Below are 25,116 nucleotides of genomic sequence, written 5' to 3'. Positions count from 1 at the left end.
ATGCCGAAACGTGTGCTGATCGCCAACCGCGGGGAGATCGCCCGCCGGATCGCGCGCACCTGCCGCCGGCTCGGCGTCGACCACGTCGCGGTGCACTCGGCCGCGGACGCCGGGGCGGCGCACCTCGAGGGCGCGGCCGAGACCGTCCACATCGGACCCGCGCCGGCCCGGGAGAGCTACCTGGACATCGACGCGGTGGTCGACGCGGCGCTGCGCACCGGCTGCGACGCCGTCCACCCCGGCTACGGGTTCCTGTCCGAGAACCCGGAGTTCGCCGCCCGCGTCACCGAGGCCGGGCTGGTCTACGTCGGGCCCGACGCGGCCACCATCGCGGCGATGGGCGACAAGGCCCGCGCCCGGGAGCTGATGGCCGCGGCCGGGGTGCCGGTGCTGCCGGGCTCCGCGCACGCGACGGAATCCGCGGACGTCCTGCTCGCCGACGCGCGCCGGATCGGGTACCCGGTGATCCTCAAGCCGGTCGCCGGTGGCGGCGGCAAGGGCATGCGGGTGGTGCGCGACGAAGCCGAGCTGCCCGCCGCCGTCGAAGAGGCGGTCCGGCTGGGCCGCGCCGGCTTCGGCGACGGGCGGCTGCTGGCCGAACGGTACGTCGCCGCGCCGCGGCACATCGAAGTGCAGGTCTTCGGCGACCGGCACGGCAACGTCGTCCACCTCTTCGAACGGGAGTGCTCGCTGCAGCGGCGGCACCAGAAGATCGTCGAGGAGGCGCCGGCCCCGCACCTGCCCCCGCCGACGCGGCACGCCCTGCTCGACGCGGCGGTGCGCGGGGCCACCGCGCTCGGCTACGTCGGCGCGGGCACGTTCGAGTTCATCCTCGACGGCGACGGGCGGTTCTTCTTCCTGGAGGTCAACACGCGGCTGCAGGTCGAGCACCCGGTCACCGAGGAGATCACCGGGCTGGACCTCGTCGAGTGGCAGCTGCGCGTCGCCGACGGCGAGCCGCTCCCGCTGCCGCAGTGGCAGATCCGCGCCACCGGGCACGCGATCGAGTGCCGGGTCTACGCCGAGGATCCCGAGCACGGGTTCCGGCCGGCGCCGGGCCGCGCCGAAGCCGTCCGGTGGCCGTCGGACGTGCGGGTCGAGGCCGCCTTCGACGACGCCGGGGCGGTACCCGGGTTCTACGACCCGATGGTCGCGAAGCTCGTGGCCGCCGGACCGGACCGGGCGGCGGCGCTCGCCCGGCTGCGGGCGGCGATCGGCGAGACCACGCTCGTCGGGCTGACCACGAACCTCGGCTTCCTCGCCGAGCTGCTCACCGAACCGCGGGTCGCCGACGGCCGGGTCGACACGCACCTCGTCGACGCCTTCGCCGCCCGGCCCGCCTCGCCCGACCGGGCCGCCGTGGCCCTCGCGTGCGCGGCGGCGATGGCGGTACCGGACCGGGCCGCGGCCGCGTCGCCGTGGACCGGCACGATCGGGGCGTTCGACCGCGCCGCGCTCGACCCGGAAGCCCCGCTCGGGCGCGTCGTCCTGCGGCACGGCGGCCGCGACCGCGAGGCCCGGCTGCTGGCCCGCGACCACGCCGGGCTGCACGTCGAAACCGGCGGCCGCCGCTTCACCGTCGTCGCCCGCCGGGCGGCGGACGGGCTCTTCCACGGCACGGCCGGGACCACCCGCTGGACGGGTTTGCCCACCGCGCACGGCTGCGAGATCGTCGTCGGCGGCCACCGCGTCGCCCTGGCCCGCCGCACGTTCGAGGAGGGCGGCGGCGAAGGGTCCGACGGCGCGGTGCGCACGCCGATGCCGGGGGTCGTCGTCGGCGTGGCGTGCCGGCCCGGGTCCCGGGTCGAAGCGGGGGAGCTGCTCGTGGTCGTCGAGGCGATGAAGATGGAGAACCGCGTCCTCGCGCCGTTCGCCGGGACGGTCGAGCGGCTGTCCTGCGCCACGGGCGACAGCGTCACCGCCGACCAGGTCCTCGTCACCCTGAATCCCTGAAGGAGCCACCCATGCCCGAAACCCTGCTGTTCGTCGGCGGCGCCCGGCCGCTGAGCTTCAGCCTGGACATGGCCGCGGAGGCGCTGGCCCAGGCGGCGGCCCGTGGCCTTCGCGTGCACGTCACCAACACCGCCGAGGTCCTGGCCGCGACGGCGGACGTCGTCGGCAAGGCGGCCGAAACGTCCACAGTGGACATCCTGCGGCCGGGCGAGTCCGCCGCGTGGGCCCGCGCCCGTGCCGAAGCCGGTGAGCGCTTCGACGCCGTCTACGCCCTCCAGGAGCTGGCCCAGGTCGCCGTCGCGGAGACGGCGGAAGCCGTCGGCGCCCCGGGCAACCCGCCCGAGGCCGTGCACCGCGTCCGGACCAAGGACGCCTGCCGCGAAGCACTGGCCGCCGCCGGCTTCCCGCAGCCGGTCGTCCGGCTGTGCGCCGGCCGGGCCGAGGCGGAGGCGTTCCTGCGCGAACACGCCGGCCCGTGGATCGTCAAGCCCCGGGACGCCATGGGCAGCACCGGCGTGAGCCTGGTGACCGAGCCCGCCCGGCTGCCCGCGGCGATCGCGCTGCTGCCGGACGCGAAACCGTTCCTCGTCGAGCAGTTCGTCGAGGGGCCGGAGTTCAGCGTCGAGGGCGTCTTCCTCGGCGGCGAGCCGAAGATCCTGGCCGTCACCGCGAAGGAGAAGGTGCCGCCGCCGTTCTTCGTCGAAACCGGGCACGTGCTGCCCGCGCCGCTGCCGGACGCCCGGCGGCGGGACATCGAAGAGCAGGTCACGGCGGCGCTGAAGACGCTCGGGCTGCGCGTCGGCGGCTTCCACGTCGAGCTGTGGCTCACCCCCGCCGGGGTCGTGCTCGGCGAGGTGCACGGCCGCTTCGGCGGCGACTGGATCCACCGCATGCTCGCCCACGCCATCCCCGGCCTCGAGCTGTACGGGCTGGTCTTCGACGACATGCTCGGCCGCCCGCTCCCGCGGATCCCGCCGGAGCCCAGTCGGGGCGCGGCCGTCCGGTACTTCACGCCCCCGCCGGGACGGCTCGCCGCCGTCGAAGGCTGGGACGAAGTGCTCGCGCACCCCGCGGTCCTGCACGCGGAGCTGAGCGTGCGGCCCGGCGACGAGATCAAGCCGCTCCACCGTTCCGGCGACCGCGTCGGGCTGGTCGTCGTCGGCGCCGACACGGCCGAAGCCGCCCACGCGCTGGCCGCCGACCTCGTGGACTCGGTGAAGTTCGTGCCGGAGCCCGAACCCGGCCGCCTGCCGGGCCTGTGGGCCCTGCGCTGACCGCTTTCCGCTGACCGCTTTCGTGACAGAGGACGACATGACCGACATCGGCATCATCGGCACCGGCTCCTACCTGCCCGACCGCGTCGTGCCCAACGCCGAGATCGCTCCGGCGGCCGGCGTCGACGCGGCGTGGATCGAACGCAAGACCGGCATCCGCGAACGACGGCACGCCGCGCCGGGGCAGGCCACCTCCAACCTCGCGGCCATCGCGGCCGACCGGGCGCTGCTCGCGGCGGGCCTGAGCCCGGACGACGTCGACCACATCGTGGTCGCCACCTCGACCCCGGACCACCCGCAGCCGGCCACGGCCAGCCTGGTCCAGCACCTCATCGGCGCCCGCTCGGCGAGCGCCGCCGACGTCAACGCCGTGTGCAGCGGGTTCGTCTACGCCCTCGCGATGGCCCACGGCCTCCTGCGCGGCCGCGCGGGCGGGCACGCGCTGGTGATCGGCGCCGACATCTACTCCCGCATCCTGGACGTGCGTGACCGCCGGACCGCGATCCTGTTCGGTGACGGTGCGGGGGCGGTCGTGCTCGGCCCGGTCCCGGCGGGAGGGGGCATCATCGGCACGCGGCTGCGCGGACACGGCGACGATCACCGGCTCATCGGCGTCCGCGCCGGCGGCAGCCGGCTGCCCGCGTCGGTGCGCTCGGTCCTGGGCGGCGAGCACTTCTTCCGGATGGACGGCCGCGGCGTGCGCGCGTTCGTCACCGAACACGTCCCGGCGGCGATCGCCGGGACGGTGCGCGACACCGGGCTGGCCCCGGCCGCGGTGAGGCATCTCGTGCCGCACCAGGCCAACGGCGTCATGCTGCGCGAGCTGGCGGCCGCGCTCGACCTGCCGAACGCGGCCCTGCACCTGACCGTCGACCGGTTCGCCAACACCGGCGCGGCGTCCGTGCCGATCACCCTCGACGCGGCCCAGCGCGCCGGCGCGCTCGGCACCGGCGACGTCGTGCTGCTGGCCGGGTTCGGCGGCGGCATGAACCTCGGCGTCGGCCTCTGCCGCTGGACCGCGGCACCGCCCCGCCGCGGCACCGGCGTCCACCACCGCACCAGCGCCCTGTCCCACCGCTGAGAAAGGCCTGCCATGCCCGCGCTCCTGCCCCGCGGCGGCCCGCCCCGGCTGCTCGCCGTGGCGACCCTGGTCACCATGACCGGCTACGGTGTCTACCTCACCGCCGGCGTCCTGTACTTCACCCGGGTCGTCCAGCTGCCCGCCGGGCAGGTCGGCGCCGGGCTCACGATCGCCGGCGCGGTGTCGCTGTCGGCCGGGATCCCGTTCGGGCACCTCGCCGACCGCCACGGCGCGCGGCCGGTCTACGCGCTCACGCTCGTGCTCGGCGCCGTCTCCATGGCGGGGCTGTGCCTGGCGCAGGGGTTCTGGTCGTTCGTGGTGTTCGCGAGCCTCGGCGCGGCGGCCCAGACCGCCGGGCCCGCCGCCCGCAGCCCCCTGGTGCAGGAGTACGGCGGCGACCGGCCCGCCGAGTTCCGCGGCTACCTGCGCTCGGTGACCAACCTCGGCATCGCGCTGGGCGCGCTGCTGGCCGGCTGGGGTGTCGCGGCGGACACCCGGTTCGCCTACCTGCTGCTCATCGCGGGCAGCGCGGTGTCATACGCGGCGAGCGCCGCCGTCGTCCTCTTCCTGCCGCCGGTCCCGCCGAAACCGGCGGGCACCGGGCCGCGGTGGGTCGCCCTGCGGGATCGGCCCTACCTCGTGCTGACCGTGCTCGACGGCGTGATGGCGATCCAGTACCGGGTGCTGACGGCGGCGGTCCCGCTGTGGCTGGTCGCCCGGACGACGGCGCCGGGCTGGACGGTCTCGGGCGTGATGGTGGTCAACACCGTCATCGTCGTGTTCTTCCAGGTCCGGGCGAGCCGCCGCATCGAGACGACGCGGTCGGGCGCGGTGGCGTTCCGGCGCGCCGGCTTCGCGTTCTTCGCCGCCTGCGTGGCGATCGCGGCGATGGCGGGCGCGCCGGCGTGGCTGGCCCTGGTCCTCCTGCTCGCCGCGGTGGTCGTGCACACGGTCGGCGAGATCTGGCAGGCGGCGGGCGGGTTCGAACTGTCGTTCGCGCTCGCGCCGGCGCACGCGGTCGGGCAGTACCAGGGCCTGTTCGGGATGGGGCTGGGCCTGGGCGTGACGCTGGGGCCGGCGGTGCTGATCGCGCTGTGCATCACCTGGGGGACACCCGGCTGGTGGGTGGTCGGCGGTCTCTTCGTCGCGACCGGGCTGGCGGTTCCGGCCGTCGTGCGCTGGGCGGAGCGCGACCGGGCGCACCGGCCCGAACCCGCCTTCACGGAATAGAGTGAATCGACTACCCTGGTTTCGATCTTCACGAGCGCAGGGAGATGGTTGTGTCATCCGAGGCGGGGGCCGGCGCGAACACGCCGGTCGGGGTCGATCCGAACCGGGCCAGCGTCGCGCGCATGTACGACTACATTCTCGGCGGGAAGGACCACTACCAGGTCGACCGCGACGAGGTGGAGCGGCTGCGGCGGGTGATGCCCGAGGTCGCCGACCTGGCGCTGGAGAACCGCCGGTACCTCATCCGGGTGTGCCGGTTCCTCGCCGAGCGGGCCGGGATCGACCAGTACCTCGACTGCGGGTCCGGCCTGCCGACGACGGAGAACGTGCACCAGGTGGTGCAGCGCGTCGAGAAGCTGGCGAAGGTGGTGTACGTCGACAACGACCCGGTGGTCGTCGCGCACGGCCGGGCGCTGCTGGAGGAGAACGACCGCACGCGGTTCGTGGCCGGAGACATCTTCGAGCCGAAGTCGATCCTGGACCACGAGGTGGTGCGCGAGCACCTCGACTGGACGCGCCCGATGGCGTTGCTGTTCGTGGCGACCCTGCACCACTTCAAGGGAGACCGCCACCGCCCGGCGGAGATCATGCGCGAGTACGTCGACGCGCTGCCATCGGGCTCCTACGTGGCGATCTCGCACCTGTTCGACCCGGGCGAAGGCGCAGACCACGAAACGATGGCGGCGTTCCAGGAAGCAGTGGCCCGAGGCTCCCTCGGCGGCGCGACCGCGCGCACGGAGGAGGAGATCAGGGAACTGCTGCCGGGGCTGGAGCCGGTCGAGCCCGGGGTCGCGTTGCTGGCCGACTGGTGGCCGGACGGGCCGAACCTCAAGCCGCTCAACGCGGCGCAGCGGCTGATCGCGGGTGTGGTGGCGCGGAAGCCCTGAACCCCGGAAGCGGCCGAGCGGTCAAACCAGGGTCACCGGCGCCGAGGCTTCGAACCGGTACCCGATCCCGCGGACCGTGGTGATCGGGTCGAGGTGCGGCTCGAGCTTCGCCCGCAGCTTGCGGACGTGCACGTCCACCGTCCGGTCGTTGCCGTCCGGCCGCGGCCACAGCGCCGTCTTCAGCGCGCTGCGGGTGAAGACGCGGTCCGGGTGCGCGCGCAGGAACCGCAGCAGGTCGAACTCCAGCCGGGTCAGCGTGAGCTGCCTGCCCAGCAGGACCGCCCGGCGCGGCCCGGTTTCGATGCGCAGCAACGGGTCCGTGGCCTGCCGCGGCCGCACGGCCGTCACGTCGACGCTCGCCAGGCCGTCCAGCGCCGTGGCCAGGCGGGTGGCGACCAGCGCCGCGTCGCCGGGACGGCCGGTGAGGTCGATCCGGATGCTGACTTCGAGCACCTCGGCCGTCGCGATCGTCATGCCGCGAGTGTGAACCTCCGGCACTGCGGCGCGAAGCACGCCCGCTGCGTGGAACGACTTGACGCCACCGCGGCCGGTGTCGGCACGATGATCGTGTTCCACGACCCGGACGGAGACCGCCATGAGATTCCAGGTGCTGGACATCCTGCCTCACCTGACGAACCCGGTGACCGGTCGCCGGATCCGGACCGACGAGCGCTTCGCCCAAGCGCTCACCTCCGCCCGCTACGCCGAGGAGTTCGGCTTCGACGCCGTCGCGCTCGGGGAACGGCATGCCGGTCACTTCCTGAGCAGCGGCGTCACCGTGCTGCTCGGCGCCATCGCCGCCACCACCAGCCGGGTGCGGATCCAGACCGGCGTCTCGGTCCTGTCGATCCAGGACCCGCTGCGGGCCGCCGAGGACTACGCCACCGTGGACCAGCTCTCGCGCGGCCGGCTGGAGCTGGTCGTCGGCAAGGGCAACGAGCTGCGCCAGCTGCCCATGTTCGGCATCGAGAACGGCGACCAGTGGGACGCGCTCGCCGAGAAGTACGAGCTGCTGCGCCGGCTCTGGCGCGAAGAGGACGTCACCTGGAGCGGCCGGTTCCGCGGCCCGCTGCACGAGGTGACCAGCCTGCCGCGCCCGTTCGCCGGCGCGCCCCGGATCTGGCACGGCTCCGCGACCACGCTCACCTCCGCCGAGCTGGCCGCCAAGTGGGGCGACCCGCTCTTCTCCGCCAACGCGATCCAGCCGCGCGACAACTACACCGTCCTGATCGACCACTACCGCAAGGAGTACGCCGGGCACGGCCACGACCCGCGGTACGCCTTCGTCGGCGCCGGCGCGGGTTTCCTGTACCTGGCCGACACGACGCAGGAGGCGCGGGAGGCGTTCGGCCCGACGTACGAAAAGCTCGTCGCCTTCTTCAACCAGCCCGGGAACCACACGCCGGGCAACGCGATGGAGTTCCCGACCATCGACGACGCCATCGAGCGCGGACCCGTCCTCGTCGGCAGCCCGGGCCGGATCGCCGAGAAGATCCTGTGGTGGCACGAAGCCTTCGGCCACGACCTGCAGTCGTTCAGCCTGCCGACGATGATCCCGCACGAGCGGCAGCTGGACATGCTGGAACGCTTCGCCGCGGAGGTCGTCCCCGTCGTGCGGGCGGCCGCGCCGACGAACCTGTGGACCGCGCAGGACCCGTACGGCGGCCGCCCGGCCGTGCACGGCCGCACCGTCGCCGACGCGGCCGCGGTGCTGGCGGGAGCGGGCCGATGAGCGGGAACCAGCTGCACTTCAACGCCTTCGTCTGGCCCAACGGCTACCACGAGTCCGCGTGGCGGGTCGTCGACGACGACGTGCGCGGAGTGCTCGGGCTGCCGTACTACGCCGGCATCGCCCAGACCGCCGAACGCGGGCTGATGGACTCGGTTTTCCTGGCCGACAACATCGCCATCGCCGAATACCGCGTCACCCACCTGCCGCAGACTCAGTTCGACCCGGTCGCCGTGCTTTCCGCGCTGGCCGCGGTCACCACGCGGATCGGGCTGATCGGCACGGGCTCGACCACCTACAGCAAGCCGTGGGAGCTCGCCCGCCGCTTCGCCACGCTCGACCACCTCAGCGGCGGGCGCGCCGGCTGGAACATCGTCACCACGATCACCCCGCTGGCCGCGGCCAACTTCGGCGAGCGCGCCCACCCGGACCACGCCGACCGGTACGAACGCGCGCACGAGTTCGTCGAGGCCGTCACCCGGGTGTGGGACAGCTGGGACGACGACGCGATCGTCGGCGACCGCGAGAAGGGCGTGTGGGCCGACCGCGCCAAGCTGCACGCGCCGCGCTTCCACGGCCGGTTCTACGACGTCGAAGGCGTGCTGCCGTTCCCGCGGTCGCCGCAGGGACGGCCGGTGCTCGTCCAGGCGGGACAGTCGGCGGCCGGCATCGGGCTCGCGGCGCGGTACGCCGAGCTGGTGTTCTCCGGCCCGCCGTCGCTCGAGGCGGCGGTCGCCTTCCGCGCCGCGCTGGACGCCCAGGTCGCCGCTGCGGGCCGGAACCCCGCGAACGTCCGGGTACTGCCCGCGCTGATGGTGACCCTGGGCGGCACCGAGGCCGAGGCGAAGGCGCGGGCCGGACGGCTGGAAGAGCTGGCCAGCCCCGAGTTCCGCTGGCAGAACGCGCTGTACACCGCGGGTCTCGACCCGGACGCGTTCGACCCGGACGCCCCCTTGCCGGCCGAAGTGCGCGACGGCGCCGGATCGAGCAGGCTGCAGCAGCTCGCCGCGGCGGCGCGCGAACGGCCCGGCGCCCCGCTGCGCGAGATCGCGCAGAAGGTCACCGGGGGAGCCGGCCAGGTCCACTTCGTGGGCACGCCCGAGCAGCTCGCCGCCCACGTGCTCACCTGGCAGGACGCCGGCGCCGTCGACGGGTTCACCATCATGGGCTCGACGCTGCCCTACGAGCTGGCCGCGTTCGTCGACCACGTCGTGCCGATCCTGCAGGCGAAGGGCCGGTACCGCACCGAGTACACCGGCTCGACGCTGCGCGGGCACCTCGCCGGGTGAGTCCCACGATGTGAATTCTGTCGGTGGTGCTGGCTAGGGTCGGCACCGGACGATCGATCGAGGAGCGTGGGACGTGGGCTGGACCCGGAACATCCGAGTGGCCGTGCTGCTGGCGGTGGCCACGCTGGGCCTGACCGCCTGCGGCGGCAGTGACCGGCCCGCCGCGGCGGGCAAGGGCGGGGCGCCGATCGTCGTCGCGTCCTTCAACTTCACCGACAGCCAGATCCTGGCCGAAATCTACGCGGGTGCGCTGGAGGCCAAGGGCTACCCGGTGACGCGGAAGCTGAACCTGGGCTCGCGCGAGCTGATCTACCCGTCGCTGAAGAAGGGCGAGCTGCAGTTCATCCCGGAGTACCAGGGGTCGGCGATCGCCGCCGGGTTCGGCGAGGAGCCGGTGAAGGACGCCGCGGGCGAGCACGCGCAGCTGGCGAAACTCCTGGAGCCGAGCGGCGTCGCGTTGCTGGACTACGCGGCGGCCGAGGACAAGAACACCTACATCGTCAAGGCGGATCTGGCGCACAGCAAGGGCATCGCGTCGATCAGCGACCTGAAGAAGCTCGACAAGGTGGTCCTGGCGGGCGGCCCCGAATGCGAGAAGCGGCTGACGTGCTTCAAGGGCCTCACGGACGTGTACCAGCTGACGAACGTGACGTTCCAGACGGTGCAGGAGCTGGGCCCGCGGATCCAGCAGCTCGACTCCGGAGCGGTGACGCTCGTCCCGGTCGACTCGGTGAGCCCGGCCGCGGGCGACCCGAAGTACGTGGTGCTGAAGGACGACCGGGCGATGGTGCCGACGGAGAACGTGGTCCCGGCGGTGAACAGGAAGGTCCTCGACGAGCGCGGCCCCGACTTCGCGAACACGGTGAACGCGGTGAGCGCGAAGCTGACGACGGACGGCATGCGCGAACTGAACAAGCGCGTGGACGCGGAAGGGGAGAAGGCCGTGGACGTGGCGAAGGACTGGCTCGCGCAGCAGGGCCTCGCCTGAGGCCGCCGGGTCCGGGACACCGGTGAAAACCTGGACACTGGCGGAGATCGAGCGCGCCGTACGCCGTTCGTGGGGCGCGGACACGTGCGCGCCCGAAGACCGGCCGGCCTGGCACCCCGGAAACCCGGCCCGCGGCCAGTGCGGCGTGACGGCGCTGGTGCTCAACGACCTCCTGGGCGGTGACCTGGTCCGCGGCGAAGTCCACGCCGACGGCCGCCGGACGGACTTCCACTGGTGGAACCGCCTGGCCGGCGTGGAGATCGACCTGACCCGCGAGCAGTTCACGGCAGGAGAGGTCGTCGTCCCCGCGACAGTCGTTGCCCGGCAACCGAAGCTGAAGCGCCTCGTGACGGAGTACGAGCTGCTGCGCGGCAGGGTGCATCGCGCGCTGCGGGAGGCGTGAAAGACTCCGCCGCCTCAGCGGCCGGGCCGGCGTGGCGCTGAACCGACCTGCGCACCGGAACCGCCGATCCGGTGGACGTCGAGCACGGCGACCACCGCCGTCACGGCCTTCGACGCCGGGCCGCCGAACGTGCGGGTGGCGGTCCCCGTGCCTCCGCACTGGCGCCACCACCACGAGCGCGAGCAACTGCCACCGGGGTCGCATGGACGGTGGCCCGTCTGTGGTGGCGCCGCTGACCGTGCGGATCTGCGCCGCTCCCGGATGGTGGGTCGTCGTCGGCGGGCAGGACGCGGCATGCCCGCCGAGCCGCGGGACCCGGTCACGCCGTGGGCGCCCGGCGGCCCCATCCACGTCACGGGACGGCTCGCCGCCACAGCCGCGCGACGCCCGCCCGGACGCGCTGTTCGCCGAGGTCCGGCAGGAGCGCGGTGACGTGCTCGGCCGCGAGCGGCGCGAGCAGGGCGTGCGCGGTGTGCTCCGGGTCCGGGACGCCGTCGAGCAGGATCGCCAGGTGCCGGTGCCAGAACCGGTAGGCGCCGATCCGGTACCGGGCCCCGGGCGCCGCGTTCTCCGACATCCGGACCAGCGGCAGGTGCGCGAGCAGGTAGTCGAGGTAGGCGTCGGCGAAGGCGGCGAGGCGGTCGGCGGGCGGCGCGCCGGGCCCGAGCGGTGGCGGCCCGTGCAGGACGGCTTCCTGGAGCACTCGTTCGCGCGCGTCCAGCAACGCCGCCGCCAGCCCGGCCTTGTCGCCGAACCGGCGGAACAGCGTGCCCTTGCCGACCCCCGCCGCCGCGGCGATCTCGTCCATGGACACCGCGTCGACGCCGTGTTCGGCGAACAGCCGGGCGGCGGCGTCCAGGATCGCGGCGCGGTTGCGGGCGGCGTCGGCCCGTTCCTTGGGCGGCGGCGTGCGCAGCAGTTCCAACGGGGTTGCGTAACCGGACTGCGGTCCGCTATGTTCACGAGGCACATCCGGACTATAGTCCGATTACCTGGAGGTAGCGACATGACCGCACTCATCACCCGCGACGAGCTGAAGGCGGCGGTGGAAACCGGCAGCGTGACGGTGGTCGACGCGCTCGGCGGCGAGTACTACGCCAAGCAGCACCTGCCCGGAGCCGTCCCGCTGGTCCCGGGCGAGGTCGACGCGCAGGCGGCCGCCCTGCTCCCGGATCGCGAGGCCGCGATCGTCACCTACTGCTCGAACCCCGCGTGCCCCAACAGCGGCCAGGTCGCCGACCGGCTCACCGCGCTGGGGTACGTGAACGTCCGGAAGTACCGCGACGGCATCGAGGACTGGGTGGCGGCGGGCCTGCCCACCGAGACCGCCTGAAGGCCGGCCCGGTGGCCGTCGGCGCGACGTCGACGGCCGCCGGTGCCGGGCTCACGGGCGGTCGTCGGGGGAAGTTCGCTGCCGTGGGAAGTGGGTCGGCTGCCCAGCCGCGGGCGGTGCGCTCCTGGCCATCGCCGCGGCAAGCTGGCCACCGCACGAGGTGGCGCTGGCCACCCAACAGCTGGCGAGCCCGGCCGTGCGGGACTCACCCGATGGGTGGATCGCGTAGGCTGAGCGCGGCGCGCCGGGAAGTCTGGTCGGCATCCGGATCCGGATCGGAAGGACCAGCATGCGCGGCGTCGAAACCGTCCTCTTCCTCGTGGTCGTGGCGACCGTCGTGGCCACCTTCGCCCGGCGGCTGCGGGTTCCCGCGCCGTCGCTGCTCGTCGTGGTCGGGGTCGTCGTCGGGCTGCTGCCCGGCGTGCCCGCCGTGGCCGTCACCCCGGACGTCATCAGCCTCGTCGTGCTGCCGCCGCTGCTGTTCGCCGCCGGGGAAGAGCTGCCGTGGCGGGACCTGCGGGCCGTCGCGCGGCCGGTCGCCGTCCTTTCCGTCGGGCTGGTGCTGCTCTCGGCCGCGGCCGTGATCGGGACGGCCGTCGCCGTGACGCCCTTGCCCGTCGGCATGGCCTTCGTCCTCGGTGCCGTCCTCGCCAGCACCGACCCGGTCGCGGTGACCGCGCTGGCCCGGCGGCTCGCCCTGCCGCCGCGGGTGCAGGCGCTCATCCAGGCCGAAAGCCTGTTCAACGACGCGACCAGCCTGCTCCTGTTCCGCGTGGCGCTGTTCCTGGCCGTCGCCGGGGGCGCCGCGTCCTGGGGCCGGACGCTGGGGGAGTTCGCCACCCTCGCCGGCGGCGGGCTGGTGGTCGGCGTCCTGACCGCCGCCGGGGCGTTCGTGATCCGGCGGCGCACCGAGGACCCCGTCCTCGAGACGGTCATTTCCCTGGTGACGCCGTATGCGGGCTACGTCGCGGCCGAGTCGGTCGGCGGTTCGGGCGTGACGGCGGTCGTCGTCGCGAGCGTGATACTGGGGACCCAGGCCGAGCGGCTGACGACCGCGCGGATCCGGCTGCAGGTCGGCGCGGTGTCGCGGACCGTGGTGTTCCTGCTGGAAAGCGTCGTGTTCGGCCTGATCGGGCTGCAGCTGCCCGCGCTGGTCCGGCGCGCGGCCGGCGGCGGCGCGTGGTGGCTGCTGCAGGCGCTGGCCATCGCGGCGACGCTGGTGCTCGCGCGGCTGCTGCTGGTGTTCGTCCTTTCGGCGCTGCGGCAACGGCGTGCGGCCGGCCGGATCACGTGGCAGGTGCCCGCCGTCGTCTCGTGGGCGGGCGCCCGCGGTGTCGTTCCGCTGGCGGCGTCGCTGTCCCTGCCGGTGGCCACTGTGGACGGTTCGGCGCTGCCCGCGCGTGACCTCGTGCTGCTGCTGACCACGGCGGTGATCGTGTTGACGCTCGTCGTCCAGGGCTTCACGCTCGCGCCGCTGGTGCGGCGGGCCGGCATCGCGCTCGACCCGGCCGACCTGCGGACCGAGTACACCACCGCCCGCCGCAAGCTCGCCGAGGCCGGGCTGAGCCACCTGGACCACCTGGCGGAGACGGAGTCCGCCGCGGCGTTCGCCGTCGACCGGCTGCGGGCGAGCTGGCAGGCGCGCCTGGACCGCATCCGCGAAGACGGCGACGACGCGGGCGACCCGGCCCGCGGCATCGACCACCGGGCGCTGCGACGCGAGCTCGTCGACATCGAAGCCGCGGAGCTGACGCGCCTGTTCGAGGCGGGCGAGATCACCGACGGCACCCGGCGCCGGATCCAGCGCCTCCTCGACCTGGAATACGCCGGCCTGGAGGACTGAGCCACGTCCTCAGCGGTCCCCGCCGAGCGCGGCGACCTCGCGGACGGCCCGCGCGATGGCGGGGAAGTCCTTGCGCAGCAACGCACCGTGGTTGCTCGCGACTTTCGCGCTGACCTCGATGTGCGGGTTGCGAGCGGTCACGGCGTCGAGGCCGGCGCGGATCCGTTCCTGCTCGTCGCCCTTGCTGCCGAACGACGTTCCCGACGCCACGACGTACCGCGTGGGGACGGTGATGGCCTCCAGCACCGGGCCGAGCTCGCGTTCACGGGACAGTTTCCCGAGCTCGATGTTGCTCTCGGCCTGCTGGGCGGCGGTCATCCGCGGCGTCAGGCCCGTGGGGCGCAGCAGCGGCATGACCCAGTTCAGCCGCTTGAACAGCTTCCGGATCCGCAGTTCCATGGCGTCGTCGAGCCAGTCGTAGGGAAACGCGCCGTCGACGAGGACCGCGCCGAGCGCCCGGTCCGGGTGCCGGGCCGCCCAGTGCGCGGCGACGACGGCCCCGTAGGACCAGCCGACGACCAGCGCGCGGGTTACGCCCCGGGCGGCGAGCACGGCGTCGACGTCGCGGACGGCGGCCGCGAAGGAGTAGTCGGCCGAACGCTTCGACCGGCCGCGCGCCCGCTCGTCGTAGGTGATGTGCCGGAACCCGTCGCCGAGCTCGGCGAGCACCCGCCGCCAGTAGCCCTGGGTGGCGAACTGGCCGTTGAGGTAGAGCACGGGCACTCCGGGGCCACCGGTGTCGGTGACGGCCAGTGCCGTGTCCTCGACCGGCGCCAGGCCGGTCCACTTCGCCGTGGTCTGAGCAGTGCTGTCGTTCGTCATGCGACGACTGTCGCCGGAGGGCCTGACACGGCCCTGACACGGCTCCGGAACCACTTCGGGTGCGGTCAGGGCGCCGATTCCCGCAGCCGGCCGGCCAGGACGTTCCGGAACTTCGGGCACGTCATGAGGTCGTCGTGCGGGCAGTCGCCCTCCAGCATCGCCAGTGCGGCCTGCGCCCGGGCGATCCGCAGCCGCAGGCGGTCGCGGTGGCGGGCCGTCACCGCCGCGCGGTCGCGGGCCGGGGCCGCCAGCATCGTGCGGATGTCCGCCAGCCCGAAACCCGCTTCCTTGGCGACCAGGATCGCCGCGACGCGGTCCACGTCCGCGTCGGTGTAGCGGCGGCGGTCGCCGGCGCGGGCCGGGCTCAGCAGGCCCTCCGCCTCCCAGTGGCGCAGCACGTGCGCGGGCAGCCCGAACCTCGCCGCCACCTCGCCGATTGACTTCATCCCGACATTAAGTCGCAGACTGGCGGCCATGTCCACGCTGCTGCCCCTCCTCGACGCTCTCGACGACCGCCCACAGGCTCGTGACCTGCGTGAACGGACCTATCAAGCCCTCGGCGAAACGGTCGTCGACGTCGGCTGCGGGAGCGGGCGGGCCGTCGGCGAGCTGGCCGCGCGCGGGGTGCGGGCCATCGGCGTGGACCGGGACCCCGCGATGATCGGGATCGCCGCCGAACGCTGGCCCGCGGGCGAATTCCACGTCGCCGACGCCACCGCCCTGCCGCTCGAAGCCGGCTCGGTCACCGGCTACCGCGCCGACAAGGTCTTGCACGCCCTCGCCGAACCGGAACAGGCCGTCGCCGAGGCACGCCGCGTGCTGGCCCGCGACGGCCGGGCCGTGCTCGTCGGCCAGGACTGGGACACGTTCGTCATCGACGCCGACGATCCGGCCCGCGTCCGGGAACTCGTGCACGCGCGCGCGGACGGCATGCCCCACCCCCGGATCGCCCGCCGGTACCGGAACCTCCTGCTGGACAACGGGTTCACGGACGTCACCGTCGAAGTCCACACGATCGTGTGGACCGACGCCGGTGTCCTGCCGGTCCTGGCGAACCTCGGCGACGGCCCGTGGCTCGACGAGCAGGCGGCGCGGGCCCGAGACGACCGCCTCTTCGTGGCCGTCCCGATGTTCCTCGCCACCGGCACCCGCGCGGCCTGAACGGCCTGGGTCAGGCGGGAACCGGCACCCAGGCCGAGCCGTGCCCCGCGCTCTGCTCCACGGCGGCGAGCACGCGCTGCACCTGCAGGCCGTCGGCGAAGGACGGCCGCGGCCGGTGACCGCCGTCGATCGCCTCGACGAGGTCCTTCACCTGGTGCGAGAAGCCGTGTTCGTAGCCGAGGCCGTGGCCGGGCGGCCACCACGCGGCGACGTACGGGTGCTCGGGCTCGGTGGCCAGGATGCGGCGGAAGCCGGCCGTCGGGCCGTCGGCGGCGCGGTAGAGCTCCAGCTCGTTGAGCCGTTCCAGGTCGAACGCGATCGCGCCGGCCGAGCCGCTCAGCTCGAAGCGCAGCGCGTTCTTGCGCCCGGTGGCGACCCGGCTGGCTTCGAACGTCGCGATCCCGCCGCCGGACAGCGTGCCGGTGAACACGGCGGCGTCGTCGACGGTGACCGGCGCGCGCCCGGAGCCGGCCGGCCGCTCGGTGACGAACGTCCGGAGCAGGCCGCTGACCGCGTCGACCCGCTGACCGGAGACGAACTGCACGGCGTCGATGATGTGCGCACCGATGTCGCCGAGGGCACCGGACCCGCTGATCGCCTTGTCGAGGCGCCAGGTGTGCGGCGCGTTCTCGTCGGCGAGCCAGTCCTGCAGGTAGACCGCGCGGGCCTGGCGCAGCTCGCCGATGGCGCCGTCGGCGACGAGGTCGCGCGCGAGCGTCACCGCGGGCACCCGCCGGTAGGTGAAGCCCACCATGGCCCGGGCGGGCGAGTCCTCCGCGGCCGCGGCCATCGCTTCGGCTTCGACCACGGAATTGGCGAGCGGCTTCTCGCAGAGGACGTGCTTGCCGGCGCGCAGGGCGGCGATCGCGATCTCGGCGTGGGTGTCACCCGGCGTGCACACGTCGACGACGTCGATGTCGTCGCGGGCGACCGCATTCCGCCAGTCCACAGTGGACTCGGCCCAGCCCCAGCGCGCGGCGGCCGCCGCCGTGCGACCGGCGTCCCGGCCGGCGACGACGGTCAGTTCGACGTCCCGGGGCAGCGCGAAGACCCGCGGCGCGGTGCGCCACGCCTGCGAGTGCGCCGCTCCCATGAACCCGGCGCCGATCATCGCGACGCGCAGCGGCGTGCTCACGAGCGGTCCGTGGCGAAGGCGGCGTCGAAAGCCGTGTCCGACGGCGAAACCGCGTTGGTGCGGACGAACTCCAGCGCCGCGGGCGCGCCGACGAGCCGGTCCATGCCGGCGTCCTCCCACTCGATCGACAGCGGTCCCCGGTAGCCGATGTGGTTGAGGGTGCGGAAGCAGCGCTGCCACGGCACGTCGCCCAGGCCCGTGGAGACGAAGTCCCAGCCGCGGCGCGGGTCGGCCCACGGCAGGTGCGAGGACAGCCGGGCCGCGCGGCCGTCGCCGGTCTGCACCTTCGTGTCCTTGCAGTGGACGTGGTAGATCCGGTCGCTGAAGTCGAGCAGGAAGCCCACCGGGTCGACCTGCTGCCACACCATGTGGCTCGGATCCCAGTTGAGGCCGAACGCCTCGCGGTGGCCGATCGCCTCGAGCGCGCGCCGGGTCGTCCAGTAGTCGTAGGCGATTTCGCTCGGGTGGACCTCGAAGGCGAAGCGCACGCCGACCTCGTCGAAGACGTCGAGGATGGGGTGCCACCGGTCCGCGAAGTCCCGGTACCCGGCTTCGATCATGCTGTCGGGCACCGGCGGGAACATGGCGACGGTCTTCCAGATGGCCGAGCCGGTGAACCCGGTGACCGTCCGGACGCCGAGCGCGGCGGCCATCCGCGCGGTGTCCTTCATCTCCTCGGCGGCGCGCCGGCGCACGCCTTCCGGTTCGCCGTCGCCCCACACGCGGTCCGGCAGGATCCCGCGGTGGCGCTCGTCGATGGGGTCGTCGCAGACGGCCTGGCCGACGAGGTGGTTCGAGATGGTCCACACGTCGAGGCCGTGGCGCGCCAGCACCTCGCGGCGGCCGCGGACGTAGGCGGCGTCGTCCCAGCGCGACACGTCGAGGTGGTCGCCCCAGGAGGCGATTTCCAGGCCGTCGTAGCCCCAGCCGCCGGCGAGCCCGGCCACCTCCTCGAACGGCAGATCGGCCCACTGGCCGGTGAAGAGCGTGATCGGTCGGGTCATGGCGGGGTCCCTGGCGTCGTCGCGGTCTCCGGTCGAGTCGTCGGGAAGTCTTGCCGCGCCACTTAAGCGTGTCAAGAGCGCGCTTTTGTACACTGCGTGCAGAAGAGACAGAAGTGTCAGGAGGCCGCCCGTGCCCGGATCCCGGAGCGTGCCCGCGCCGCTCGACGACCTCGTGACCGTGCTGGACCTCGTGCGCTCCGGCGCGGCCCGCACCCGGCCGGAGCTGGGCCGGCGGTCGGGACTGGGCCGCACGGCGATCAGCCAGCGCATCGGTCACTTGATGAGTGCCGGCCTGGTCGAGGACGGCGAGCTGGGGGCCTCCACGGGCGGCCGCGCGCCCCGCGAGCTGCGGTTGTCGGCGGGAGCGGGGGTCGTGCTGGCGGCCGAGCTGGGCGCGACGAGCCTCGTCGCCGGCGTCACCGACCTGGCGGGCTCGCTGCTGGACCGTCGCGCGGAGCGGATCGACGTCGCCGACGGGCCGGAACCCGTGCTGGCCCGGGCGCGGGCGTTGTTCGACGAGATGCGCCCCGGCGCCCCGGTCTGGGGCGTGGGGCTCGGGCTTCCGGGGCCGGTCGAGTTCGCGACCGGGCGGCCGAGCGCGCCCCCGATCATGCCGGGCTGGGACGGCTACCCGGTGCGCGAGAGTTTCGCGGCGGCCTACGACGCGCCGGTGTGGGTGGACAACGAGGTCAACACGATGGCGCTGGGCGAGTACCGGGCGGGGGTGGCGAAGGACGTCGGGGACTGCGTCTACGTCAAGCTGGGCACGGGAATCGGAGCCGGGCTGATTTCCGGCGGCCGGCTCCACCGCGGCAGCCAGGGCTGCGCCGGCGACATCGGCCACACGGCAGCCCGCGAAGCCACGGCGGTGGTGTGCCGTTGCGGCAACATCGGATGCCTGGAGGCACTGGCGGGCGGAGCGGCACTGGCCCGCGACGGCGAAGCGGCGGCCCGCGAGGGGAGAAGCCCGGCGCTGGCGCAACGGCTGGCGCGAACGGGCACGGTCGAAGCGGAGGACGTCGCGTGGGCGGCGAGCGGCGGCGACCGCGCGGCGGTGGAGCTGCTGGAGCACGCGGGGAGGCTGATCGGCGAGCAGCTGGCGATGCTGGTGAGCTTCTTCAACCCGTCACTGGTGGTACTGGGCGGCGGAGTGGCGGGCGCGGGCGACCAGCTGCTGGCGACGATCCGCCGGGAGATCTACGGACGGTCCTTGCCATTGGCGACTCGCGACCTGCGTATCGCCCGAGCGGGACTGGGCGACCGGGCGGGTGTCGTCGGTGCGGCGTTCATGGTGCTGGACGAGCTGTTCGCCCGGGACCGCCTGGCGGACTGGATCGACCGCGGCAGCCCGGCGGGCTTGCCGTGGCTGGCAGGGTCCCGTTAGGACGATCCGGCGGCTGCGAGATCGGCGGCGCGCGGTGGGTGAGCCGTTCCGGCGCCGGGGGTTCACCCAGCGAGGACGATCCCGCCGGTGTGGCGTGCCGGGGTGGCGGTCCGGCTGTTGGCGGGTTGGGCCGGGGCTGGGCATGTTCGGTGGTGGGCGCTGGTGGGCTGGGCCGGTGTGGCGTGCCGCGGCGGCGGGTCCGGCTGTTGGCGGGTTGGGCCGGGGCTGGGCATGTTCGGTGTGGGCGCTGGTGGGCTGGGCGGGTGTGGCGTGCCGCGGCGGTAGCCCGGCCGTTGGCGGGTGGGGCCGGGCAAGTTCAGTCGCGGGCGCCGGTGCGGCGCGCTGCGGCGGTAGCCCGGCCGCTGGCGGCTTGGGCCGGAGCCGGGCAACTTCAGTCGCGCGCCGGCGGACTGGGCCGGGCAGTGCCGGTCCAGCGGCGGACCCAGGCCGCCGCAGGCTCGCGCCGGTTCAGAGGCGGGCCGGGATGGCCGCCAGGATCGCGCCCAGGCTGGGCAGCCAGCGCCGGTGCGGGTCCGGGGCCGTCAGCCACTCCGTTGCCACCTCCCGGCGGCGGGTGCCCACCGGCAACGGGAGCAGTGTTCCCCACGCGAGCACGTCGACGTCCCTCGGCAGCGCGTCGCGCGGCGGGATCAGTCCGTCCGTCTCCGCCAGCAGTGCCACCCGCGCGCCGTGCTGGGTCGGCAAGACCATCGACGGGCCCTGGCAGCCCGTTGCCGCCAGGCGGGTCAGGACCGGGGCCGCGCTGAGCTTGGGGAGCGTCACCGCGCACATCCCGTGCTCCAGCGCCAGGAACGGCTGGCCGCCGCGCCACCGCACCGGCCAGCCGAACAGCCTGCCGTAGTACGTGTCCACCGGGTCGCCGGATGGGGCGGGCTGCACCTGCTGGTCGAGCGACATCGTCGACGCCTTTCCGCTCGGGCGGGGAGGGGGGAGGGGCGTCACACAGTCTAACGGCACTGAGTGCCGTTAGCAAGACCGGCTGCTACCGTCCCGGCATGACCGATTCGCCGCGCCGCGCGCCGGCCACCCGGGTCGGGGCGACCCCCGCCGGACGGCGGCAGCTGCGCCGCGCGCTCGCCTCCGCGGCCGTGGACCTGTTCGCGGCCAACGGCTACGAGGCCACGACCGTCGACGACATCGCGGCCGCCGCCGGGGTGGGCCGCCGCACGTTCTTCCGGTACTTCGACACCAAGGACGACGTCCTCTTCGCCAACCACGACGAGATCGTGGCCGAGATGGAGGCGGCCTTCGCCACCGCGGACCCGGCGCGCGACCCGATCGACGTCGCCTGCGCGGCGGTCGGCCTGGTCCTCGACTCCTACGCCGGCGAGCTGGACGTGTCGCTCAAGCGCTTCGCGCTGACCCGCGCGGTGCCCGCGCTGCGCGACAAGGAGGTCGCGACCGTCGATCGCTACCAGCGCGTGCTCGCGCGCTACCTGCAGGCCCGCTTCGAGGAACAGGGCGACGAGACGGCGAGCCTGCGCGCGGCCGTCGCCGCGGCGGCGATCGCGGCCGCCAACAACCACGTGCTCCGGCGGTGGCTGCGCGCCGGCGGCAAGGACGACATCAAGGCCGCGGCGGCCGAGGCGTTCGCGCTGGTCGCCGACGCCTTCCGCGCCCCGGCGGGCGACGGGTCGACGGTCGTCGCGGTCCTGACCACGGCGACGCCCCTGCACGAAGTCGTCGCCAAGGTGGGCGCGGCCCTGCGCGACGGCGAGCGGTGAAGCCGGCCGGTTCTGGCACTGAGTGTCATACGTGGCGGAGGACGTCGCGGGTCAGCTCCAGCTGGCCGTGGTGCTGCGCCAGTTCCTCGTAGACGTGCTGCAGCGCGCCGCCCTGTGAACGGCCCGCCGGCGTGTCCGCGTACTTCGCCGGCGGCCGGGCCCGCAACGGCGCCGCGGGCTCGGCGGCGGCCACGTCGGCGCGCAGCCGCTCCTTGGCGGCGGCCGCCCGGTCCAGCAGCTCAGCGACCGGTCCCGTCGCGGTGAACTCCGCGTCCCGGTCACGCTCCACCGCGCGTCCGGCGACGAGCGAGCCGGCCCAGAACTCCAGCACGCCGAGGCAGTGCGTGACGATCGCGTAGGGCGAGTTGGCGCCGGGCAGGTCCGGACGGCGGTTCGCCCGCTCGTCGCCGAGCTCGGCCAGGATTGCCGCCATGCCGTCGAGCGCGCGCCCGGCGAACCACAGGTAGTCCTCGTCAGCGATCCGCACCGGCATCGCCTCCCAGGTGGACGGCGGTGATGCCGGCGAGGACGAGGTCGATCCCGGCGAGGAACTGCTCGCGGTCGTCGTGCCCGCGGATCTCGGCCGCGATCGCCCGCGTGAACGGGTAGTCGCCGGGATCGAGTTCTTCCCACGCCTGCGAAACCGCGTCGAGGAACTCGGCACGGTCGACTTCGGACGGCGGGCCGCCCGCGTTCGCGGCGTTCTGGCCCGCCGCGCCGAGAACGTAGTGCACCAGCGCCGACGTCGCGGTGAAAAGGCTGCCTTCCGGCACGCCGAGCGCGAGCACCTGCCTGCCGATGCTTTCGAAGATCCGCGGGGTCACCGACCCCCACGGGCTGCGCGACAGCTGCAGGGCGAGCTGCGCGGCGAGCCAGGGGTGACGCTCGATCGCGTCGAACAGCCCGAGCGCGGCGGCGCGGATCCCGTCGCGGGGCGAGTCCGCGGGCTCGACGGCCAGCGCGGCGGCGACGACGCCGTCGGTGGCCGCGTCGAGCAGCTCGTTCTTGTTCGCGACGTGCCAGTAGATCGCGCCGGCGCCGGTCGCGAGCCGCTCGGTCAGCGCCCGGAACGTCAGCCCGCTCTCGCCGGCCGTGTCGAGCAGCTCGACGGCCGCCTCGACGATGCGCTCCCGGGTGAGGGCCTCAGTGCGCCGCTGGGCCCGGCGCGTCCGCGTTGCCATGCGGCCATCTTGACACATCTGGAACGACGTTCCAACATGGAATGGCATTCCAACCTGAAGGAGTCACCGTGAACGTCACGATCATCGGCGCCGGCCTCGGCGGCCTCACCCTCGCCCGCGTCCTGCACGTCCACGGCATCCCGGCCACGGTCTACGAGGCGGAGGCGTCCCCGGCGGCCCGCGCTCAAGGCGGCATGCTCGACATCCACGAGCACAACGGGCAGCTCGCCCTCGAAGCGGCCGGCCTGGTGGACGAGTTCCGCGCCCTCGTCCTGCCGGGCCGCCAGGCGACCCGGGTGCTGGACCGCGACGGCACCGTCCTGCACGACGAGCCCGACGACGGTACGGGCGGACGTCCGGAGGTGCAGCGCGGCGAGCTGCGGCGGATGCTGCTCGACGCGCTGCCCGCCGGCACCGTCCGATGGGGACACCGGGGCACCGGCGCCCGGACCGTGGGGGAGGGCCGCCACGAGGTGACGTTCGCCGACGGCAGCACGGTGGTGGCGGACCTGCTCGTCGGCGCGGACGGCGCGTGGTCGCGCGTCCGGCCGCTGCTTTCGGCCGCCATACCCGAGTACGTCGGCCGGTCGTTCGTCGAGACCTACCTGTTCGACAGCGACACCCGCCACCCGGCCGCGGCGAAAGCGGTCGGCGGCGGCTCGATGATGGCACTCGCGCCCGGCAAGGGGATCCAGGCGCACCGGGAGAAGGGCGGCACCCTCCACGCCTACGTGGCGCTGACCGAGCCGCAGGACTGGTTCGCCGCCATCGACTTCACCGACCCCGCCGCGGCGGCCGCGCGGGTCGCGCGGGAGTTCGACGGCTGGGCGCCGGAGCTGACGGCGCTGATCACCGGCAGCGACACCGCCCCGGTGCTGCGGCCGCTGTTCGCACTGCCGATCGGGCACCACTGGGACCGGGTGCCGGGGGTGACACTGGTGGGTGACGCCGCGCACCTCGCGGCACCGAACGGCGAAGGCGCCAATCTGGCCATGTTCGACGGCTCGGAACTCGCGAAGGCGATCGCGGCGCACCCGGAGGACGTGGAGTCGGCCTTGGCCGAGTACGAAGCGGCGATGTTCCCGCGCGGCAAGGAAGCGGCGGCGGACGGCACGCGGCTGCACGAGTTCCTCTACGGCGCCGACGCACCCCACGGCTTGGTGGCGGCGTTCGCCGGCGGGCAGGAGATCTAGCGCCGGCGCCGGCGGCTGCACCACGCCTGCGGCTGCCGCTCATCGGTGGGGAGGAGGTCCGGCGCCGGACCGGCGGGGACGTGCCCCGCCTGGCCGCTGTGGCGCCGACGGGCGTCAGAGCCGACGCCTGCCGCCGTGAGGCGCCGGACCACCACGGCCCCGGCAACTCACGGGCGGAGCACGAAGGCGGCGACGTCGAGGCCCAGCTGCCGCCCGGCTTCGTGGTCGAGACGCGTGTGCACGCCGGCCACGATCCGGCTCAGCCCGGCTTCGTCGGCGGCGTCCTGGAACGTCGCGAACCGGCGGACCACGCCCGGCAGCGCCTCGGACGTCACCGCCAGCGGCCACCGCGGCCCGTACTCCTGGCGCAGCACCAGCGCCCCCGCCTGCGAGACGACGCTGTGCGCGCCCGGGTACGCCGGGTCGGGCGGGGTGTTCGCCAAGCTCGACCAGTCCGGGATCGCCTCCGTCGCCGGGTTGCCGTCCTCGCCCGCCAGGCGGATCGCCGTGATCGGGCGCCAGATCCGGTAGTGGTACTTCGCCTCGTACAACGCGATCACCGCGTCGGCGAACGCCAGGTTGAGCCGGGCGAACACGCGGGCCGCGACCAGCAGGCCGCCGCGGGAACCGCCGACCACCGCCTGCGCGATCTCGTTCCAGTAGTTCCAGATCGGCGCCGCCCAGAACCGTGCCCGGACCGTCTCGTCGGCGGTGCGGGTCGTGCTCGTGTCACGCCCGGCCGCCGCCACTTCGCGCACCGCGCGGGCGTACCGCTCGCCGGTCAGCGCCGGGTACGGGCCGGGCCGGAACTGCTCCGCCCGGTCGAGCACGAACGGCGTCACGGCGGGCCAGTGGGTGAACACCGCCGGCGCGAACGCGGGCGGGGCCGGCCGGTACTGCCCGGGCGCCGTCCCGGGGGCCGGTACCGGCGGGACAGCGGCCGAGCCGTCGTTCGCGCGCAGGCCGAGCAGCAGCCGGGCGACCAGCCGCCCGGCCCGCACGCCCGCGTCCCGGCCCGCCGGGCCCACCCGGACCAGCTGCCCGGCCAGCAGGCTCGCGAACTCGCTGCCCTCGCTCGGGTAGAGCGTGGCCAGCACGTCGTGCGCGGCCTGCGCCGCCGCCGCTTCCGGCGCCGCGTGGCCCGGGACGTCGACGGTGAACAGGTAGGGCCGCCCGGTGCCGGCCGTCGCGACGACGGCGTCGTGCATCGCCGCGTGCAGCAGCGCGAAACTCCGCGTCGGGTGCACGGTCGCGGGCTGCAGGCCGGGCGTGCGCACGACGGCCAGCAGCTCGCGGTTCCAGGCGAGGACGACGTCCGCGCCGTTCGGGCGGGGCGGTGCGGCGGCGGCCGGTCCCGGCAGGCCGGTGGTGGCGAGGACGGCGGCGGCCGTCCCGCCCGAGACGAGCAGCTGACGGCGGGACATCGATGTGGTCATGGCGCTCCCCGGGTCGTCGGATGGTCCGCTCCCGGATACGGTCAC

General features: G+C 74.3%; 25 protein-coding genes. 15 read left to right on the top strand and 10 right to left on the bottom strand.

The features are described from left to right. From BT341_RS30330 to BT341_RS30310, 5 genes are read left to right on the top strand one after another with little or no spacing between them, the layout of a single operon-like run. Nucleotides 1-1,953: an acetyl/propionyl/methylcrotonyl-CoA carboxylase subunit alpha gene (locus BT341_RS30330; protein ID WP_072479522.1), complete on the top strand. Its 1,953-nt coding sequence runs from the start codon at nucleotides 1-3 to the stop codon at nucleotides 1,951-1,953. Between the two features lie 11 nt (nucleotides 1,954-1,964). Continuing rightward, nucleotides 1,965-3,227: an ATP-grasp domain-containing protein gene (locus tag BT341_RS30325; protein WP_072479521.1), complete on the top strand. Its 1,263-nt coding sequence runs from the start codon at nucleotides 1,965-1,967 to the stop codon at nucleotides 3,225-3,227. Between the two features lie 37 nt (nucleotides 3,228-3,264). Next, on the top strand, nucleotides 3,265-4,308 hold the full coding sequence (locus BT341_RS30320) for a 3-oxoacyl-ACP synthase III family protein (RefSeq protein WP_072479520.1): 1,044 nt from the start codon (nucleotides 3,265-3,267) through the stop codon (nucleotides 4,306-4,308). A 12-nt stretch (nucleotides 4,309-4,320) separates the two neighbouring features. Next, nucleotides 4,321-5,538, top strand: coding sequence for an MFS transporter (locus BT341_RS30315; protein WP_072479519.1), 1,218 nt, complete (start codon nucleotides 4,321-4,323; stop codon nucleotides 5,536-5,538). Between the two features lie 44 nt (nucleotides 5,539-5,582). After that, a complete protein-coding gene (locus BT341_RS30310; RefSeq protein WP_072479518.1) occupies nucleotides 5,583-6,425 on the top strand; it encodes an SAM-dependent methyltransferase in 843 nt (280 codons plus the stop codon). A 21-nt stretch (nucleotides 6,426-6,446) separates the two neighbouring features. Here BT341_RS30310 and BT341_RS30305 read toward each other — a convergent pair whose 3' ends face one another. Further along, nucleotides 6,447-6,899, bottom strand: coding sequence for a winged helix-turn-helix domain-containing protein (locus tag BT341_RS30305; protein ID WP_072482265.1), 453 nt, complete (start codon nucleotides 6,897-6,899; stop codon nucleotides 6,447-6,449). Nucleotides 6,900-7,020: 121 nt separating this feature from the next. Here BT341_RS30305 and BT341_RS30300 point away from each other — a divergent pair, with 121 nt between their 5' ends. The 4 genes from BT341_RS30300 (at nucleotide 7,021) to BT341_RS30285 (ending at nucleotide 10,834) form a co-directional block, all read left to right on the top strand. Continuing rightward, nucleotides 7,021-8,157, top strand: coding sequence for an LLM class flavin-dependent oxidoreductase (locus BT341_RS30300; protein WP_072479517.1), 1,137 nt, complete (start codon nucleotides 7,021-7,023; stop codon nucleotides 8,155-8,157). Further along, a complete protein-coding gene (locus tag BT341_RS30295; RefSeq protein WP_072479516.1) occupies nucleotides 8,154-9,443 on the top strand; it encodes an NtaA/DmoA family FMN-dependent monooxygenase in 1,290 nt (429 codons plus the stop codon). The genes BT341_RS30300 and BT341_RS30295 overlap by 4 nt, the downstream gene beginning before the upstream one ends. 73 nt (nucleotides 9,444-9,516) lie before the next feature. Beyond that, nucleotides 9,517-10,431, top strand: a complete 915-nt coding sequence (locus BT341_RS30290; protein WP_072479515.1) for an ABC transporter substrate-binding protein — start codon at nucleotides 9,517-9,519, stop codon at nucleotides 10,429-10,431. 22 nt (nucleotides 10,432-10,453) lie between these two features. After that, complete coding sequence (locus BT341_RS30285) at nucleotides 10,454-10,834, top strand: YunG family protein (protein ID WP_072479514.1); 381 nt, start codon at nucleotides 10,454-10,456, stop codon at nucleotides 10,832-10,834. Between the two features lie 352 nt (nucleotides 10,835-11,186). Here BT341_RS30285 and BT341_RS30280 read toward each other — a convergent pair whose 3' ends face one another. After that, entirely contained in the window at nucleotides 11,187-11,759 is a 573-nt protein-coding gene (locus BT341_RS30280; protein WP_072479513.1) for a TetR/AcrR family transcriptional regulator, read from the bottom strand. Between the two features lie 81 nt (nucleotides 11,760-11,840). Here BT341_RS30280 and BT341_RS30275 point away from each other — a divergent pair, with 81 nt between their 5' ends. Together BT341_RS30275 and BT341_RS30270 are read left to right on the top strand one after the other, a co-directional pair. Next, nucleotides 11,841-12,167 carry a rhodanese-like domain-containing protein gene (locus BT341_RS30275; RefSeq protein ID WP_072479512.1) on the top strand — a complete coding sequence of 109 codons (327 nt, stop codon included), beginning with the start codon at nucleotides 11,841-11,843 and terminating at the stop codon, nucleotides 12,165-12,167. A gap of 289 nt (nucleotides 12,168-12,456) precedes the next feature. After that, nucleotides 12,457-14,010 (top strand): Na+/H+ antiporter, encoded by a 1,554-nt coding sequence (locus BT341_RS30270; RefSeq protein ID WP_072479511.1) that lies wholly within the window; start codon nucleotides 12,457-12,459, stop codon nucleotides 14,008-14,010. A gap of 9 nt (nucleotides 14,011-14,019) precedes the next feature. Here the strand turns inward: BT341_RS30270 and BT341_RS30265 are convergent, their stop codons facing one another. Continuing rightward, nucleotides 14,020-14,832 carry an alpha/beta fold hydrolase gene (locus tag BT341_RS30265; protein WP_072479510.1) on the bottom strand — a complete coding sequence of 271 codons (813 nt, stop codon included), beginning with the start codon at nucleotides 14,830-14,832 and terminating at the stop codon, nucleotides 14,020-14,022. 65 nt (nucleotides 14,833-14,897) lie between these two features. Then, on the bottom strand, nucleotides 14,898-15,278 hold the full coding sequence (locus BT341_RS30260; RefSeq protein WP_072479509.1) for a helix-turn-helix domain-containing protein: 381 nt from the start codon (nucleotides 15,276-15,278) through the stop codon (nucleotides 14,898-14,900). Nucleotides 15,279-15,306: 28 nt separating this feature from the next. Here BT341_RS30260 and BT341_RS30255 point away from each other — a divergent pair, with 28 nt between their 5' ends. Next, on the top strand, nucleotides 15,307-15,993 hold the full coding sequence (locus tag BT341_RS30255; RefSeq protein WP_072479508.1) for a methyltransferase domain-containing protein: 687 nt from the start codon (nucleotides 15,307-15,309) through the stop codon (nucleotides 15,991-15,993). 10 nt (nucleotides 15,994-16,003) lie between these two features. On the opposite strand, the gene BT341_RS30250 is transcribed toward BT341_RS30255, so the two are convergent. Next, nucleotides 16,004-17,104 carry a Gfo/Idh/MocA family protein gene (locus BT341_RS30250; RefSeq protein ID WP_072482264.1) on the bottom strand — a complete coding sequence of 367 codons (1,101 nt, stop codon included), beginning with the start codon at nucleotides 17,102-17,104 and terminating at the stop codon, nucleotides 16,004-16,006. A 20-nt stretch (nucleotides 17,105-17,124) separates the two neighbouring features. Continuing rightward, entirely contained in the window at nucleotides 17,125-18,132 is a 1,008-nt protein-coding gene (locus BT341_RS30245; protein ID WP_072479507.1) for a sugar phosphate isomerase/epimerase family protein, read from the bottom strand. A 130-nt stretch (nucleotides 18,133-18,262) separates the two neighbouring features. On the opposite strand from BT341_RS30245, the gene BT341_RS30240 reads away from it, so the two are divergent. After that, nucleotides 18,263-19,516 carry an ROK family protein gene (locus BT341_RS30240; RefSeq protein ID WP_072479506.1) on the top strand — a complete coding sequence of 418 codons (1,254 nt, stop codon included), beginning with the start codon at nucleotides 18,263-18,265 and terminating at the stop codon, nucleotides 19,514-19,516. Nucleotides 19,517-19,984: 468 nt separating this feature from the next. On the opposite strand, the gene BT341_RS30235 is transcribed toward BT341_RS30240, so the two are convergent. Continuing rightward, nucleotides 19,985-20,434: a glycogen operon protein GlgX gene (locus BT341_RS30235; RefSeq protein WP_072479505.1), complete on the bottom strand. Its 450-nt coding sequence runs from the start codon at nucleotides 20,432-20,434 to the stop codon at nucleotides 19,985-19,987. A gap of 98 nt (nucleotides 20,435-20,532) precedes the next feature. On the opposite strand from BT341_RS30235, the gene BT341_RS30230 reads away from it, so the two are divergent. After that, complete coding sequence (locus BT341_RS30230; protein WP_072479504.1) at nucleotides 20,533-21,261, top strand: TetR family transcriptional regulator; 729 nt, start codon at nucleotides 20,533-20,535, stop codon at nucleotides 21,259-21,261. A gap of 25 nt (nucleotides 21,262-21,286) precedes the next feature. Here the strand turns inward: BT341_RS30230 and BT341_RS30225 are convergent, their stop codons facing one another. Together BT341_RS30225 and BT341_RS30220 are read right to left on the bottom strand one after the other, a co-directional pair. Beyond that, a complete protein-coding gene (locus BT341_RS30225) occupies nucleotides 21,287-21,748 on the bottom strand; it encodes a DinB family protein (RefSeq protein ID WP_245805154.1) in 462 nt (153 codons plus the stop codon). Further along, nucleotides 21,735-22,442 carry a TetR/AcrR family transcriptional regulator gene (locus BT341_RS30220; RefSeq protein WP_072479502.1) on the bottom strand — a complete coding sequence of 236 codons (708 nt, stop codon included), beginning with the start codon at nucleotides 22,440-22,442 and terminating at the stop codon, nucleotides 21,735-21,737. The genes BT341_RS30225 and BT341_RS30220 overlap by 14 nt, the downstream gene beginning before the upstream one ends. A gap of 68 nt (nucleotides 22,443-22,510) precedes the next feature. On the opposite strand from BT341_RS30220, the gene BT341_RS30215 reads away from it, so the two are divergent. Then, nucleotides 22,511-23,635, top strand: a complete 1,125-nt coding sequence (locus BT341_RS30215) for an FAD-dependent oxidoreductase (protein ID WP_425426406.1) — start codon at nucleotides 22,511-22,513, stop codon at nucleotides 23,633-23,635. A gap of 167 nt (nucleotides 23,636-23,802) precedes the next feature. Here BT341_RS30215 and BT341_RS30210 read toward each other — a convergent pair whose 3' ends face one another. Next, a complete protein-coding gene (locus BT341_RS30210; protein WP_072479500.1) occupies nucleotides 23,803-25,071 on the bottom strand; it encodes a vanadium-dependent haloperoxidase in 1,269 nt (422 codons plus the stop codon). Nucleotides 25,072-25,116 lie beyond the last annotated feature (45 nt).

Source organism: Amycolatopsis australiensis (assembly GCF_900119165.1).
In the GTDB taxonomy this organism is placed as follows: Bacteria; Actinomycetota; Actinomycetes; order Mycobacteriales; family Pseudonocardiaceae; genus Amycolatopsis; species Amycolatopsis australiensis.
Note: the sequence above shows the minus strand (reverse complement) of the source record. Positions and strands in the feature narration are given on the sequence as shown.

Excerpts from the sequence above, each read along its gene's own strand:
- BT341_RS30235 (WP_072479505.1), bottom strand. The coding sequence starts at position 20,434 with ATGTCGCTCGACCAGCAGGTGCAGCCCGCCCCATCCGGCGACCCGGTG.
- BT341_RS30310 (WP_072479518.1), top strand. The coding sequence starts at position 5,583 with ATGGTTGTGTCATCCGAGGCGGGGGCCGGCGCGAACACGCCGGTCGGG.
- BT341_RS30315 (WP_072479519.1), top strand. The coding sequence starts at position 4,321 with ATGCCCGCGCTCCTGCCCCGCGGCGGCCCGCCCCGGCTGCTCGCCGTG.
- BT341_RS30255 (WP_072479508.1), top strand. The coding sequence starts at position 15,307 with ATGTCCACGCTGCTGCCCCTCCTCGACGCTCTCGACGACCGCCCACAG.
- BT341_RS30325 (WP_072479521.1), top strand. The coding sequence starts at position 1,965 with ATGCCCGAAACCCTGCTGTTCGTCGGCGGCGCCCGGCCGCTGAGCTTC.
- BT341_RS30250 (WP_072482264.1), bottom strand. The coding sequence starts at position 17,104 with ATGATCGGCGCCGGGTTCATGGGAGCGGCGCACTCGCAGGCGTGGCGC.
- BT341_RS30330 (WP_072479522.1), top strand. The coding sequence starts at position 1 with ATGCCGAAACGTGTGCTGATCGCCAACCGCGGGGAGATCGCCCGCCGG.
- BT341_RS30320 (WP_072479520.1), top strand. The coding sequence starts at position 3,265 with ATGACCGACATCGGCATCATCGGCACCGGCTCCTACCTGCCCGACCGC.
- BT341_RS30230 (WP_072479504.1), top strand. The coding sequence starts at position 20,533 with ATGACCGATTCGCCGCGCCGCGCGCCGGCCACCCGGGTCGGGGCGACC.
- BT341_RS30275 (WP_072479512.1), top strand. The coding sequence starts at position 11,841 with ATGACCGCACTCATCACCCGCGACGAGCTGAAGGCGGCGGTGGAAACC.
- BT341_RS30260 (WP_072479509.1), bottom strand. The coding sequence starts at position 15,278 with ATGAAGTCAATCGGCGAGGTGGCGGCGAGGTTCGGGCTGCCCGCGCAC.
- BT341_RS30300 (WP_072479517.1), top strand. The coding sequence starts at position 7,021 with ATGAGATTCCAGGTGCTGGACATCCTGCCTCACCTGACGAACCCGGTG.
- BT341_RS30295 (WP_072479516.1), top strand. The coding sequence starts at position 8,154 with ATGAGCGGGAACCAGCTGCACTTCAACGCCTTCGTCTGGCCCAACGGC.
- BT341_RS30220 (WP_072479502.1), bottom strand. The coding sequence starts at position 22,442 with ATGGCAACGCGGACGCGCCGGGCCCAGCGGCGCACTGAGGCCCTCACC.
- BT341_RS30270 (WP_072479511.1), top strand. The coding sequence starts at position 12,457 with ATGCGCGGCGTCGAAACCGTCCTCTTCCTCGTGGTCGTGGCGACCGTC.
- BT341_RS30305 (WP_072482265.1), bottom strand. The coding sequence starts at position 6,899 with ATGACGATCGCGACGGCCGAGGTGCTCGAAGTCAGCATCCGGATCGAC.
- BT341_RS30210 (WP_072479500.1), bottom strand. The coding sequence starts at position 25,071 with ATGACCACATCGATGTCCCGCCGTCAGCTGCTCGTCTCGGGCGGGACG.
- BT341_RS30245 (WP_072479507.1), bottom strand. The coding sequence starts at position 18,132 with ATGACCCGACCGATCACGCTCTTCACCGGCCAGTGGGCCGATCTGCCG.
- BT341_RS30265 (WP_072479510.1), bottom strand. The coding sequence starts at position 14,832 with ATGACGAACGACAGCACTGCTCAGACCACGGCGAAGTGGACCGGCCTG.